This is a genomic window from Streptomyces sp. NPDC002787 (assembly GCF_053592095.1).
Map to the genome: position 1 here is coordinate 297,682 of NZ_JBSFVC010000002.1, position 14,747 is coordinate 312,428.

Annotated in this window: 7 protein-coding genes and 1 pseudogene; 2 read left to right on the top strand and 6 right to left on the bottom strand. The window is 73.4% G+C overall.

Annotation, left to right across the window (positions count from 1 at the left end; translation table 11 throughout):
• Positions 1-216 precede the first annotated feature (216 nt).
• From ACWD26_RS03455 to ACWD26_RS03475, 5 genes are all read right to left on the bottom strand, one after another.
• Positions 217-5,097 carry an HAD-IC family P-type ATPase gene (locus tag ACWD26_RS03455; protein ID WP_451265748.1) on the bottom strand — a complete coding sequence of 1,627 codons (4,881 nt, stop codon included), beginning with the start codon at positions 5,095-5,097 and terminating at the stop codon, positions 217-219.
• Positions 5,098-5,311: 214 nt separating this feature from the next.
• Positions 5,312-5,953 carry a GntR family transcriptional regulator gene (locus tag ACWD26_RS03460; protein ID WP_451265750.1) on the bottom strand — a complete coding sequence of 214 codons (642 nt, stop codon included), beginning with the start codon at positions 5,951-5,953 and terminating at the stop codon, positions 5,312-5,314.
• Positions 5,954-6,221: 268 nt separating this feature from the next.
• Complete coding sequence (gene sucB, locus ACWD26_RS03465; protein WP_451265752.1) at positions 6,222-8,030, bottom strand: 2-oxoglutarate dehydrogenase, E2 component, dihydrolipoamide succinyltransferase; 1,809 nt, start codon at positions 8,028-8,030, stop codon at positions 6,222-6,224.
• Between the two features lie 59 nt (positions 8,031-8,089).
• Positions 8,090-9,478, bottom strand: coding sequence for a dihydrolipoyl dehydrogenase (gene lpdA / locus ACWD26_RS03470; protein ID WP_451265754.1), 1,389 nt, complete (start codon positions 9,476-9,478; stop codon positions 8,090-8,092).
• Positions 9,479-9,758: 280 nt separating this feature from the next.
• Complete coding sequence (locus ACWD26_RS03475) at positions 9,759-11,285, bottom strand: leucyl aminopeptidase (RefSeq protein WP_451265756.1); 1,527 nt, start codon at positions 11,283-11,285, stop codon at positions 9,759-9,761.
• Positions 11,286-11,882: 597 nt separating this feature from the next.
• Here ACWD26_RS03475 and ACWD26_RS03480 point away from each other — a divergent pair.
• The gene (locus tag ACWD26_RS03480) at positions 11,883-12,692 is read left to right on the top strand and encodes an endo alpha-1,4 polygalactosaminidase (protein ID WP_451265992.1); all 810 of its coding nucleotides are present in this window, start codon (positions 11,883-11,885) and stop codon (positions 12,690-12,692) included.
• 17 nt (positions 12,693-12,709) lie between these two features.
• On the opposite strand, the gene ACWD26_RS03485 is transcribed toward ACWD26_RS03480, so the two are convergent.
• On the bottom strand, positions 12,710-13,546 hold the full coding sequence (locus ACWD26_RS03485; RefSeq protein WP_451265758.1) for an adenosylcobinamide-GDP ribazoletransferase: 837 nt from the start codon (positions 13,544-13,546) through the stop codon (positions 12,710-12,712).
• Positions 13,547-13,607: 61 nt separating this feature from the next.
• Here ACWD26_RS03485 and ACWD26_RS03490 point away from each other — a divergent pair.
• Positions 13,608-14,351, top strand: a pseudogene (locus ACWD26_RS03490) (hypothetical protein); the annotation flags it as partial.
• Positions 14,352-14,747 lie beyond the last annotated feature (396 nt).

The following is a 14,747-nucleotide window of genomic DNA, read 5'->3' on the forward strand; positions in this document are numbered from 1 at the left end:
CGCCTTTCGTGCGTATCGTGCGGGGACCTCTCCTTTGTGCTGTTTGACGGCTTACGGGAGGCGGCATCAAGGTGTCCCGCAGGTGAACTTTCGCTTTCCGGACTCTCTATCTCCGGATCCTCTGCCTCCAGGCCCTCTGCCTCCAGGCCCTCTGCCTCCGGATTCTCCGTCTTCGGGATTCCAGCCGTCGGGGCGCCCGCCGTCGGGGCCTCCGTCTCAGCGGCTTCCGGCCCCGCGGCTTCCAGCCCTGCGGGTTCCCGTCTCGGGCCCCGCGCTCGCCGGAGTCACGCCGGCTGGACCCGCGCTCGCCGGAGTCACGCCGGCTGGACCCGCGCTCGCCGGAGTCGCGTCGGCCGGACGCGCGCTCGCCGGAGCGGCGCGCCGTACCGCGGCCGGGACCACCACCGAGCCCACCGCCGCCGCCAGGGCGATCGACCAGGCCACGGGGCCGAGCGGTCGGCTGCCGAAGAAGTGGCTGAGCCCGGGCACGCTCACCACGACGGCCAGTGCCACCAGGGACCCCACCACGGCCAGGGCGACCACCGGATCGCGGCCCGCGTCCGCCAGCGTCTGGAGCAGCTGGGAGGCCACCAGGGCGACCAGGGCGACGGTGTCGGCGCGACCGCGCGTGCCGGTCGCACGGGCGGCCACCCAGGCGCTCGCGGCCGCCGCCGTGGTGACGATGGCCCGCAGACGGATGTGCCGGGTGAGGGCCGTTCCGAGCGAGGCCTCGGGCCCCTCCGCGAGGAGCTTGTCGGAGTGGACGGCCGGCGGTCTGGCGGCGATGGCCATGGCCGGCAGCATGTCCGTGAGCACGTTGACCAGGAGGAGCTGACGGGCGTTCAGCGCACTGCGCCCGGTGAGTAGACCGGTCGTCAGGGTGAAGGCGATCTCGCCGAGGTTGCCGCCCAGCAGGATGCCCAGCGCCTTGCGTACGGAGGCCCACATGGACCGCCCCTCGACGATCGCGTCCACGATGGTCTCGATGCGGTCGTCGGTGACCACCACGTCGGCGGCCGAGCGGGCCGCCGGGGTGGCCCGGGAGCCGAGGGCGATGCCGACGTCGGCGATCCGGATGGCGGGCGCGTCGTTGGCCCCGTCGCCCGTGACGGCGACGGTACGGCCGGCCGAGCGCAGCGCGGTGACGATACGGACCTTGTGCGCCGGGGTGACCCGGGCGAACACCGTGACGTCCGGCAGCGCGCCGGCCAGCGCGGCGTCGTCCAGGGCGTCCAGTTCCGCCCCGGTCATCAGCCGCGGCTCCTCCTCGGGTCGCAGTTCCTTGGCGATCGCGGCGGCGGTGCTGGGGTGGTCCCCGGTGACCATGACGATGCGCACCCCGGCCGTGGCGAGCCGCCGTACGCTCTCGGCCGCCGTGGTCCGTACCGGGTCCGCGAGGCCCAGCAGGCCCAGCAGACACAGGCCGTCGAGGTTCTCGTCGCTGACGTCCGCGAGTTCGGCGAGTTCGCCGTCGTCCCGGGGCGCGTCCGGCGGCAGGACGTGCTCGGCGACCGCGAGGACCCGTAGCCCCTGCCGGGCCAGCCGGTCGGTCTCCGCCTCGATCTCGGCCCGCGCCCGGTCGTCGAAGGCCTCGCTTCCACCGTCACGTCGGATACGGTCGCAGCGGGCCAGGACGACCTCCGGCGCGCCCTTGACGACGATCCACGCCCGGCCGTCGGAACGCCCGAGCACCGCGTGGAAGCCGCGCCCGGGCTCGAACGGCAGTTCCGTCACCCGCTCCCATGCGTCCGAGGCCGCCCCCGCGGCCCGGGCGGGCGCGACGCCGAGCAGCTCGGCCCCGGCCGCGATCGCCCGGTCGGTGGGGTGCGCGAGTCCGGACGCCGGACCCGGCGGGCCCGCGAGCGCGGCGGTCGCGACGATCCTGCGCAGCGCCGGGCCGAGCCGCTCCGGCGCGCCCCGCTCCAGCGGTCCCTGTTCCGGGGATCCCCGTTCCAGCGGTCCGCGTTCCAGCGATCCTCGCTCCCGCCCGTCGGACACCTGCTGGAGGGTGATCCTGCCCTCGGTGAGGGTGCCGGTCTTGTCGAAGCAGAGCACATCCGTGCGTCCCAGGGCCTCGATGGTGGAGGCGCTGCGGACCAGGGTGTCGCGGGTGGACAGCCGGCGGGCCGCCGCCAGCTCCGCGACCGTGGCGACGAAGGGCAGCCCTTCTGGCACGGCGGCCACACACAGGCTGACCGCGGATCCCAGGGCGGCGCCCAGCTGCCGTCCGCGCAGCAGGTCCACGGCGAGCAGCACGAGGCCCGCGGCGACGGACAGCGGCAGGAACCAATGGCCCAGGGCCTTCAGCCGCCGCTCCACACCGCTCTCCGGCGGCCCCTCCTCCGGATCCGTCCCGGCGGCGCTGCCCGCCTCGGTGGCGCTGCCGGTGGCGACGACCACGGCGAACGCGTGGCCGGCCGCCACGGTCGTCCCCTGGTAGAGCATGGAGGTCCGGTCCGCGACGGCCCGGGCCGCGGTGGGCGCGGAGGTCTTCAGGACCGGCTCCGACTCGCCGGTCAGGCTGGACTCGTCGGCCTCCAGACCCGTCGCCCGCACCACCCGGCAGTCCGCCGGGACCGCGTCGCCCGCCCGCAGCTCGACCACGTCCCCGGGCACCAGTTCCTCGGCGGTCCCCTCCACGGTGGCTTCCCGGTCCGGGCGGCGCACCCGCACCCGCACCGAGGTCGCCTCCACCAGCCGCCGCGCCGCCCGGTCGGCCTTCTGCTGCTGCACCCCGCCCACCAGCGCGTCCACGCCCAGGACCCCGCCGATGAGCACGGCGTCCACGACGGAACCGAGCGCCGCCGAGATACCGCCGCCGATCGCCAGGACGGGCGTGAGCGGATTGGCCAGCTCCTCCGCGAACCTGCCGACCAGGGTGACGGCACCGTCGTGCCGGTCACCGCCCCGGGACCGCCGGCGCCGCGCGGCCTCGGCCTCGTCCAGCCCACGGGAGGTGGTGCCCAGACGGGCCATCACCTGACGTACGGTCATGGAGTGCCACGGCGTGGACTCGGTGACCGCCGGAGCCGGGCGGGCACGCAGCCGCCGGCCCGCCCACAGGCCGGCCGTCAGCCCCGCGACCGTCACCGCCTCGGACACCCAGCGGACCCGCCGCCAGGCACCCGGACGCGGGGCGAAGAGGCCGAGGGCCCCGCCCGAGAGGGCGCCCGCACCCTCCAGTCGGTTGCACAGCACGCTCACCCGCCGGGCCTCCCGTACGGCGGTCAGCAGCAGGTGGACCACGTCGGGCGGGGCGGCGACATCGGCGTCCCAGGGCACATGACGGGAACCGGTGAGGATCCCGATGCCCAGGTCCGCACGGACGAGCGCGCGTCGCGTCCGCGCCGACACCACCGCGACCCCGTGCCCCTCCGCCTGCAGCGAGCGGACCAGTGCCGCCGTACGGCGGTGCCCGGTGGGCAGCGCCTCGGGGAGCCCGAACCGGTGGTGCAGCCCCGGTGGTCCGCCGACCAGCCGCACCTGGCCGCAGGCACCCGCCTCGCGCACCAAGTGGTGGGCCAGCGCGTGCAGTTGGGGAATCAGCGCGGCCATGGCGACCGGCGTCCCCTCGCGCACCACGAGCACGACCCGCGCCCCCTCCTCCGCCCATCGCGTCGCCGTCTCCTCGGGGACGACGGCGCCACCGGGGACGGAGTCCGCGCCACCGAACGGCACCAGTTCCCAGCCGCCCCGCTGCGGCGACGGCACAAGCCCGTCACCCCGTCCCGCCCGCGCCGACCGGGCCTGCCCCGGCTCTAGCAACTCGTGGATCCGCGCGTGGATCTCGTCGTCGTCGGGCCGGTCGGGCCCGTCGGGGGAGTCCAGGTGATGCGGCCCGTCGCGGACGTCCGCGTCCGCCTTCCCGGCCCCGGCGGGCGGTGGGCCCAGTGGGACCATGTGCTCGACGGTCCATCCCCCGGTGGCCAGTACCCGGGCGTCGAGGACGATCGTGTCGATGCGGTCGAGGCGACGCAGCGCCTCCGGCCGTAGCACCAGTGCTCCCCGGTCGGAGGCCGTCCGTGCCACCGAGGACGCGAACGCCTCCTTGCCGAACCGTGGCCCCCTCGGCGTCCCGGCGGTCAGCAGCGCCAGCCCCCGGTCATGGTTGTGCGTGCCGGCCGCCGTGAGGCCGTACGCCGCGAGGGACGCCGGAACGGCGATGTTGGCGTACCGCTCGCCCGGCCCCGGCGGCAGCGGGCCGGGCCGCTCGTGGGCGGGCACCGCGTCATGCCGGTACGACCCCTTGTGCGCGGCCAGCCGGTGCGCCCACTCCTCCCATGCCCTGTGCCGGGCGTGGGCCTCCGCGTACCGGCCCCCGGCCAGCACGACGCTCACCGCGGCACCGAACGGTCGGAACGTCAATGTCGTCACCAGGAGGTTCGCCGCGGCCCAGCCCCGCTCCGAGGCCGACTCTCCGACCCGCCGGGCGATCCCCTCGCGCAGCCACGGCGTCGCCTCCGCGAGCTGGACGGCCGACAGCACCACCGGGGGCAGCCCGCGCAGCCGCAACAGGTTGCCGACCGACGCCGCCCCGACAGCGACCACGCCGGCGGCGAACTGAACGGCCGCGCCGACCCGGGGCCCCGGCGCCCCGGGAAACCCGACCGCCCGCCGCCCCCGCCGACCCCCAGCCCCACCGGCAGCACCCTCGGCCGCAGCACCCTCGGCCGCAGCACCCTCGGCCGCAGCGCCCCCACCCGCAGTGCCCTCGCCCGCAGCGGCCGGCTCGGCGGTCGCGTTCCGCGAGGCTGCGGCGTCCGCCGCGGTGACCAGCGCGGTGAGGCGGTCCAGGTCGGTCTCGGGGACGCAGCCCACGTAGACGCACCCCAGGGTGCCGTTGACCTCGGCGCGGCTCACTCCCGGTACCTCGCGCAGCGCGGACTCCACCTCGCGTGCCGCGTCGGCCGTCCCGGGGCCTCCCAGCCACCGGACCTCGATCTGTACGCCGCCCTCGGTCGGCCAGAGCCGGGGTGCCGTGGGCCGCGGCCCGGGTACGGCCAGGGAGAGCGCCGCCCGCACCGGGGAGGTCAGCAGCTCCGTGACCGGGCGGAGCGCCCCGGACAGGGCGGACCGGGAGAGCAATGGCCAGGTCACACGGCCTCCACCCTCGACCACGGGGTCGTCGTCGGTGCTCCCGGGGCACACCCGGGGGAGCAGGACGGTCCGGAGAACCCACGGCTCCCCGAACACACGGCTTCTCCAAGTATGGGCACGCCGCGGCGACCCCGTCCTGCGCAGAGGCCCCGGCTACGCCGGGCGCGGCACCCTCAGGCCCTCAGGTCCGCCCACCTACCGGGCCCGCACACCTTCAGGCGGAGCCGCCGGCGGCCTGCGGAGCGCAGCCCAGCACATGCTCCTTCACCAGGCGGCCGATGTCCGGATCCCGCCGCTGGAACGCCTCGACCAGCGCCTGATGCTCCTCCGCGTATGACTGCTGGACCGTGCCCAGCCAGCGGATCGACAGCGCCGTGAAGACCTCGATGCCCAGGCCCTCCCAGGTGTGGAGCAGTACCGAGTTGCCCGCGGCGCGGACCATCTCGCGGTGGAAGCCGACGGTGTGCCGCACCTGGGAGGTGCCGTCGGCGTTGCGGTCCGCCTCGTACAGCGCGGCCACATGCGGCTCCAGCGCCGAGCAGTCCTCCGCCAGCCGCTCCGCCGCCAGCTCCGCCGCGATGGCCTCCAGACCGGCCCGCACGGGGTAGCTCTCCTCCAGGTCGGCCGCCGTCAGGTTCCGCACCCGTACGCCCTTGTTGGGAGCGGACTCGATCAGCCGCAGCGACTCCAGTTCTCGTAGCGCCTCGCGGACCGGGGTCTGGCTGACCTCCAGCTCCGTCGCGATCCGCCGCTCCACGATCCGCTCACCCGGCTTCCACCGACCGCTCACGATCCCCTCCACGATGTGCTCGCGGATCTGTTCGCGCAGCGAGTGGACGACGGGCGCGGTGGTCATGCGGGCTCCTTCGGCGGGGGACCGGCGGGGGACGGGACCCGAGGGCGTTGACCTCTAGACAATAAAGCCGGGGTCGTCCGGGGGAGAGGCGCACGGGGGCGCTTTCGCGCAGGTGAGACGAGACTTACACGCTTGCACGGACGGAGGGTTTGTAAAGACCCATACCGGCCAAGCCCGTCGCGCCCGCCCGCCGGGGTGCGCGAACGCACCGGTGCCCCGCCCGGAAAGCTCCGGACGGGGCACCGTCGTGCTGCGATCGACCCGGGTACTACAGGCCGAGCTCGACCTCGAACTCGCCCGCCTCCAGGATCGCCTTGACGGCCGTCAGGTAGCGGGCCGCGTCGGCGCCGTCCACCAGACGGTGGTCGTAGGAGAGGGTCAGGTACGTCATGTCACGGACGCCGATGACCGTGCCCTCCTCCGTCTCGATCACGGCGGGGCGCTTGACCGTGGCGCCGATGCCGAGGATCGCGACCTGGTTCGGCGGCACGATGATCGTGTCGAAGAGCGCGCCGCGCGAACCGGTGTTGGAGATGGTGAAGGTCGCGCCGGAGAGCTCGTCCGGCGTGATCTTGTTGGCCCGGACCTTGCCCGCCAGGTCGGCGGTGGCCTTGGCGATACCGGCGATGTTGAGGTCGCCCGCGCCCTTGATGACCGGGGTCATCAGGCCCTTCTCGGAGTCCACCGCGATACCGATGTTCTCGGTGTCGAAGTAGGTGATCGTGCCCTCGGCCTCGTTGATACGGGCGTTGATGGGCGCGTGCGCCTTCAACGCCTGGGCCGCGGCCTTGACGAAGAACGGCATCGGGGAGAGCTTCACGCCCTCACGGGCCGCGAAGGAGTCCTTGGCCCGGGCGCGCAGCTTCATCAGACGGGTGACGTCGACCTCGACGACCGAGGACAGCTGCGCCTGCTCGTGCAGCGCCTTGACCATGTTGTCGCCGATGACCTTGCGGATGCGCGGCATCTTGACGGTCTGGCCACGGAGGGGAGAAGCCTCCAGGGCGGGCGCCTTCTTCGCGGCGGCTGCCGGGGCGGCGGCCGGAGCCGGAGCGGCGGCAGCGGCCTTCGCGGCCTCGGCGGCGGCGATGACGTCCTGCTTGCGGATACGACCACCGACGCCGGTGCCCTTGACGGCGCCCAGGTCGACACCGTTCTCGGCGGCGAGCTTGCGCACCAGCGGCGTGACGTAGGCACCCTCGTCGGTCGCCTTGGCGGCGGCGGGCGCGGCAACGGCCGGAGCCGGGGCGGCCGGGGCGGGCGCGGGGGCCGGCGCGGCCGGAGCGGCGGCGGCGGGCGCCGGAGCCGGAGCGGCGGGAGCGGCCGGCGCGGGGGCCGGAGCCGGCGCCGCGGGGGCGGCCGGGGCGGGCGCGGGAGCGGCCGGGGCCGGGGCAGCGGCGGCGGGCGCCGGAGCCGGGGCGGCCGGGGCAGCGGCCGGAGCGGCACCCGGGGCACCGATGACGGCCAGCTTGGCGCCGACCTCGGCGGTCTCGTCCTCGGCGACCACGATCTCCAGGAGCACACCGGAGGTGGGCGCCGGGATCTCGGTGTCGACCTTGTCGGTGGAGACCTCGAGCAGCGGCTCGTCGGCCTCGACGGAGTCGCCGACCTCCTTGAGCCAGCGGGTGACGGTGCCCTCGGTGACGGACTCGCCGAGCGCCGGGAGGACCACGTCGGTGCCCTCGGCGGAGCCGCCGCCGGTGGCCGCCTCGGCGGTCGGGGCCGGAGCGGGGGCGGCCTGCTCGGTGGAGGGCACGGCCTGCGGGGCCGGCTCCGGAGCCGCGGCGGGCTCGGGCTCGGGCTCGGCGGCCGGGGCGGGGGCGGCGGCGGGCGCGCCCGTGCCGTCGTCGATCACGGCCAGCTCGGCGCCGACCTCGACCGTCTCGTCCTCGGCGACCTTGATGGACGCCAGGACACCGGCGGCGGGGGAGGGGATCTCGGTGTCGACCTTGTCGGTCGAGACCTCGAGCAGCGGCTCGTCGGCCTCTACGCGCTCACCCTCGGCCTTCAGCCAGCGGGTGACAGTGCCCTCGGTGACGCTCTCGCCGAGCGCCGGAAGGGTTACGGAAACCGCCATGGTTTCTGTTGCTCCTTAGGAATTGCGGAAGTCTGGATCGTCGCTTCGTCGACCGAGGGTCAGTCGTGCGAGTGCAGCGGCTTGCCGGCCAGGGCCAGGTGGGCCTCGCCCATCGCCTCGTTCTGCGTCGGGTGGGCGTGGATGAGCTGGGCGACCTCGGCGGGGAGCGCCTCCCAGTTGTAGATCAGCTGGGCCTCGCCGACCTGCTCGCCCATGCGGTCGCCGACCATGTGGACGCCGACCACGGCACCGTCCTTGACCTGGACGAGCTTGATCTCGCCCGAGGTGTTGAGGATCTTGCTCTTGCCGTTGCCCGCCAGGTTGTACTTCAGAGCGACGACCTTGTCCGCGCCGTAGATCTCCTTGGCCTTGGCCTCGGTGATACCCACGGAGGCGACCTCCGGGTGGCAGTACGTCACCCGGGGGACACCGTCGTAGTCGATCGGAACGGTCTTGAGACCGGCCAGACGCTCCGCCACCAGGATGCCCTCGGCGAAGCCGACGTGCGCGAGCTGGAGCGTCGGGACCAGGTCACCGACGGCGGAGATGGTCGGGACGTTCGTGCGCATGTACTCGTCGACCAGGACGTAGCCGCGGTCCATCGCGACGCCCTGCTCCTCGTAGCCGAGACCGGCGGAGACGGGCCCACGGCCCACCGCGACCAGCAGGATCTCGGCCTCGAACTCCTTGCCGTCGGCGAGGGTGACCTTCACACCGTCCTGGGTGTACTCGGCCTTCGAGAAGAAGGTGCCCAGGTTGAACTTGATGCCGCGCTTGCGGAAGGCGCGCTCAAGAAGCTTGGAGGAGTTCTCGTCCTCGACGGGGACGAGGTGCTTCATGCCCTCGATGACCGTGACGTCCGTACCGAAGGACTTCCAGGCGGAGGCGAACTCGACGCCGATGACACCGCCGCCGAGGACGATCGCCGACTTCGGCACGCGGTCCAGGACGAGGGCGTGGTCCGAGGAGATGATGCGGTTGCCGTCGATCTCCAGGCCCGGCAGCGACTTCGGCACGGAGCCGGTCGCGAGGAGGACGTGGCGGCCCTGGACGCGCTGGCCGTTGACGTCGACGGAGGTCGGGGAGGAGAGGCGGCCCTCACCCTCGATGTAGGTGACCTTGCGGGAGGCGATGAGCCCCTGCAGACCCTTGTACAGGCCGGAGATCACCCCGTCCTTGTACTTGTGCACGGCCGGGACGTCGATGCCCTCGAAGGTGGCCTTCACACCGAACTGCTCGCTCTCGCGGGCCTGGTCGGCGATCTCGCCCGCGTGCAGCAGGGCCTTCGTGGGAATGCATCCCCGGTGCAGGCAGGTGCCGCCGACCTTGTCCTTCTCGATCAGGGCGACGTCCAGGCCCAGCTGTGCCCCGCGCAGGGCCGCGGCGTAACCACCGCTACCACCGCCGAGGATCACTAGGTCGAAAACGGTGCTGGCGTCGTTCGCCACGTCACGTCCTCCATGCATGTGCGCCGTACGCCGGTCGTCCATGACCGCGCGGCGGCTGGTGTCCGGCCGCTCTTCTTCGGCCCTGTGGTGGGGGCCCTGTCCTGCCGAGCCCCATCTTCGCACTTGTCCACGCCGAACGAGACGCCGGGCCGGGGTGTGAGACACCACACGCTCACTTGTCACGGGGCAGCACCCCGTAGGGGCGCGGGGAACCGCGCGACGAGCCGCAACGGCCCCGCAGTCGCCCACGCCCCTTCGGCACCGAGCTCCTAGGCGACCATCACCCCAGGTCGCCGGAGGCGGCCCGCTCGGCCAGCCGTACCAGGGTCCGCACAGCCGTCCCCGTCCCACCCTTGGGCGTGTAGCCGAACGGCCCGCCCTCGTTGAAGGCCGGCCCCGCGATGTCCAGGTGCGCCCAGGTGATCCCCTCGCCCACGAACTCCTTCAGGAACAGCCCGGCGACCAGACCACCGCCGTACCGCTCACCCATGTTCGCGATGTCGGCGGTCGGCGAGTCCATCCCCTTGCGCAGGTGCTCCGGCAGCGGCATCGGCCACGCCGGCTCCCCGGACTCCTCGGCGGCCTCGTGCACCGCGGAGCGGAACGCGTCGTCGTTCGCCATGATCCCGAACGTTCGGTTGCCCAGCGCCAGCATCATCGCCCCGGTCAGCGTCGCCACGTCGACGATCGCGTCCGGCTTGTCCTCGGAGGCCTTGGCCAGCGCGTCCGCCAGCACCAGCCGGCCCTCGGCGTCGGTGTTCAGCACCTCGACCGTCTTGCCGCTGTACATGCGCAGCACGTCACCCGGCCGGGTGGCGGAGCCGGACGGCATGTTCTCGGCGAGGGCGAGCCAGCCCGTGATGTTGACCTCGAGCCCGAGCCGCGCGGCGGCGACGACCGCGGCGAACACGGCGGCGGCACCGCTCATGTCGCACTTCATCGTCTCGTTGTGCCCGGCCGGCTTGAGCGAGATACCGCCCGAGTCGTACGTGATGCCCTTGCCGACGAACGCCAGGTGCTTCTTCGCCTTGGAGCTGGTGTACGACAGCTGCACCAGCCGGGGCGTGGCCGCCGAGCCCGCGCCGACGCCGAGGATGCCGCCGTAGCCGCCCTTGGCGAGCGCCTTCTCGTCGAGGACGGTCACCTTGATGCCGTGCTCCTTGGCCGCGGTCTGGGCGACGGCGGCGAAGGCCTCCGGGTCGAGGTCGTTCGGCGGGGTGTTGATGAGGTCGCGGGCGCGGTTCAGCTCCTCGGTCACCGCGATCGCGCGCTCGGCGGCCGCCTTGTGGGCCTTGTCCCGGGGCTTCGCGCCGAGCAGGGCGACCTCGGCGAGCGGCGCCTTGCCGTTCTTCGCCTTGGCGTCCTTCCCGTTCTCCTTGTACGCGTCGAAGGAGTACGCACCGAGCAGCGCACCCTCGGCGACGGCGCCCACGGCGACGGCGTCCGCGACGGGCAGCGCGAACGCGGCCTTCTTCGTACCGGCCAGGGCGCGGGCGGCGGCACCGGCCGCGCGGCGCAGCGTCTCCGCGCCGAACGAGCCGTCCTTCTCGGGCACCGCGCCCAGGCCCACCGCCACCACGAGCGGCGCCTTGAAGCCGGACGGCGCGGGCAGCTTCGTCACCTCGCCCTCCGCGCCCGAGGCGCCGAGGGTCGTGAGGACGCCGGCCAGCCTGCCGTCGTACGCCTTGTCCACGGCCTCGGCACCCGGCGCTACGACCGGTGCCTTGGCGCCCTTCGCGACACCGACCACGATCGCGTCGGCGCGGAGGCCCGGCGCGGCGGCGGTGCTGAGAGTGAGAGCAGTCACGGTGGTGAAATCTCGCTTCCGATTGAGTTTCGGTGGCCGAACGGTTGGGTTTCGACGTGCCGGGAACGAGCCTAGGCCCTTGTTCGGCCCATCGGACCTGGGGCGCGGGCCCGTTGCGTACGCGACGTCCCCATGGCGTCCGCTGCGACCAGCCTCCCCGACTTTCGGCAGCGGACGTGCAGGGAGATCCCCATGTCTTCGGCATAGGGGGATCCCTTGTCGCCGGGCGGGTGTCGCGCGTCCGATGGTTTTCGCGCGCAGCGTCCGGGTCTTCGCGCGTAGCGTCGCACCTCCACCGTGCCGTGGAGCTGCCCGAAGAACGCCGACGGCACCACCCGCCACCTGAGCCGCGCCGCCATCGCCGAGCAGATCCGCGACAACCACGACTGGGGCGTCGCGCACGGCCTGCGCCACGCCTGGTACGGCACCGACGGCACGTTCCTGGACCGCACCCGGGTGTGCCATCTGGTGCACGGGGTGCCGCCGGACATCGATGTCGGCGCTCTCGCCAGGCCCGGGCGCCTCCGTGCACTGCGCGGTACCCGGCGTGGGGGATCATCCCTGGAGTACCCTGCCGCACGCTTTGGAGCCCACCCCATGAGTCAACTCCTCGCCCGCAGCGCCCTGTTGTCCCTGCTCCTGCTGGCAGTGGGGTGCACGACCGCCCCGGACGACGAGCCGGACACCGGTCGCGGGACGGACAAGGGCGCCCGTTGGCGTCCGGAGCCCGGCACGCAGTGGCAGTGGCAGCTCAGCGGGCGCCTGGACACCTCCGTCGACGTCCCCGTGTACGACATCGACGGCTTCGACCACTCCGCCGACACGGTCGCCGAGCTGCACGACGACGGCCGCAAGGTCATCTGCTATCTGTCGACCGGCGCGTGGGAGGACTGGCGCCCGGACGCCGACGCGTTCCCGAAGTCGGTCATAGGCAAGGGGAACGGCTGGGAGGGCGAGCGCTGGCTCGACATCCGTGAGACCGACGTCCTCGAACCCCTCATGGCCGCCCGTATCGACATGTGCGCGGAGAAGGGCTTCGACGCGGTGGAGCCCGACAACATGGACGGCTACCGCAACGAGACCGGCTTCCCCCTCACGGCCGACGACCAGCTCCGCTACAACCGCCTCATCGCCCGCCTCGCCCACGAGCGGGGCCTCGCGGTCGGCCTCAAGAACGACCTCGACCAGATCCCGGAACTCGTCGACGACTTCGACTTCGCCGTCAACGAGCAGTGCGCCCAGTACGAGGAGTGCGACGACCTCACGCCCTTCATCGAGGCCGGCAAGGCCGTCTTCCACGTCGAGTACGAGATGAGGACGGGCGACTTCTGCCCCGAGGCCCGCCGCCTGGAGCTCAGCTCGCTGCTGAAGAAGTGGGAGCTGGGGGTGTGGCGGAAGGCCTGCTGAACACGTGGGCCGACGCCTCAGCCCAGCGTCAGCTTGACCAGCGCGATCGTCGCCGCCGTCTCCGCCAGGGCGCCGAACACATCACCCGTCACCCCGCCGAAACGGCGTGTGCAGTGCCGCAGCAGCGCCTCGGCCGCGGCACAGCCGAAGACGACCGCGAGAACCGTACTGAGCACCGTGCCGTACAGCCCGAGCAGCGCGCAGGTGCCCCCGGCGGCACCGACGACCACGGCCGCCACGAGCAGCGCGCTTCGCACCGGCACCGCCCCCGCGACAGCCGCCCCCAGCCCCTCGGGGCGGGCCGCGGGCACCCCCTCGCGCGCGGCCAGGGTCAGCGCCAGCCGGGCCGCGACCGCCGACACGACGGCCCCGAGCGCGCCCCGGACCCAGGACTCGCCGTACAGCTCAGCCAGCGCGGCGACCTGGGTGAACAACACGAACAGGAGGGTGACGACCCCGAACGGTCCGATGTCCGACCGCTTCATGATCCGCAGGGCGTCCTCGGCCGGCTTGCCGCTGCCGAGCCCGTCGGCGGTGTCGGCGAGCCCGTCCAGGTGCAGGCCCCGGGTGAGGACGGCCGGTACGGCGACGGAGGCCACGGCGGCGAGCAGGGGACCGGAACCCAGAAGCAGGAGGAGGCCGCCGAGCACGGCCGAGCCCAGACCGACGACCAGCCCGGCGACGGGCGCGCACAGCATCCCGACCCGTGCGGCCTCGCGGTCCCAGCGGTTCACCGTCACCGGCAGCACGGTCAGGGTGCCGAAGGCGAAACGCAGACCGTCGAAGAGCGTGGGCCCGGAGACCGGGGGCGTGGGCTCGGAGGCCGGAGGCGTGGGCTCGGGGGGCGTGGACACCGGCGCAGGTTATCCGGCGGGCTCGGCGGCGCCCAGGGCCGGTGGTGGATAAAGTTCGCATATGGGTCACTGGTGGGAGCGGAACATCATCGAGCCGGGCAAACTGCCCCTGCTCCTCGCGCTCACCGCGTTCGTGCTGACGTTCCTGATCACCCGGGTCATCACCCGTCTGATCCGCGCGGGCAAGGGCCCCTTCCGCGACATCAGCGGCAGCGGCGGTGTGCACATCCACCACGTGGTCCCCGGGGTCGTCCTCACCCTCGTCGGCGGCTTCGGCGCGGTGGCCAGTGACGGGCACGGCTTCGGCGCGCTGATCTCCGCCGTGCTGTTCGGCATGGGCGCGGGCCTGGTGCTGGACGAGTTCGCCCTGATCCTGCACCTCGACGACGTGTACTGGAGCGAGGCGGGCCGCAAGAGCGTCGAGATGGTCGTGCTGACGGCCGCCCTGGTCGGCCTGATGCTGATCGGCTTCCTCCCCTTCGGTGTCAACGACCTCGACGAGGAGGAACTCCAGGACCGGGGCGCCGTCATGGTCACCATGGCGACGAATTTCCTCATCGCCCTGATCGCCCTCGCCAAGGGAAAGGCCCGCACGGCGATCTTCGGCGTGGTCATCCCGTTCGTCGCCGTCATCGGCGCCGTCCGCCTGGCCCGCCCCACCTCCGCCTGGGCCCGCCGCTTCTACCGCCGCCGTCCGCACGCCCGAGCCCGCGCCTGGCGACGCGCCTACCGCCACGACCGCCGCTGGACGGGCCCCAGCCGCCGCCTTCAGGACTGGATCGGCGGCACCCCGGACGTGACCCCGAAGAACCTGAAGCCGAGCGACACCGCCCCACCGGCTCCCACCGGTCCATCGGCTCCCGCCGCCCCATCGGCTCCCGCCGGTTCATCGGTTCCCGCCAGTCCGGCGGGTCGCACCGGCCCGTCCGATCCAACCGGCCACTCCGGTCGCGCCGGCCCGTCCGGTCCGGCCGGCCCGTCTGGTTCCACCGGTCGTTCCGGTCTCACCGGCTCGTCGGGTCCGGTCGATTCGTCCGGTCGCACCGGCCCGTTCGATTCCACTGGCCCGTCTGGTTCCACCGGTCGTTCCGGTCTCACCGGTCCGTCGGGTCCGGTCGATTCGTCCGGTCGCACCGGCCCGTTCGATTCCACTGGCCCGTCTGGTTCCACCGGTCGTTCCGGTCTCACCGGTCCGTCGGGT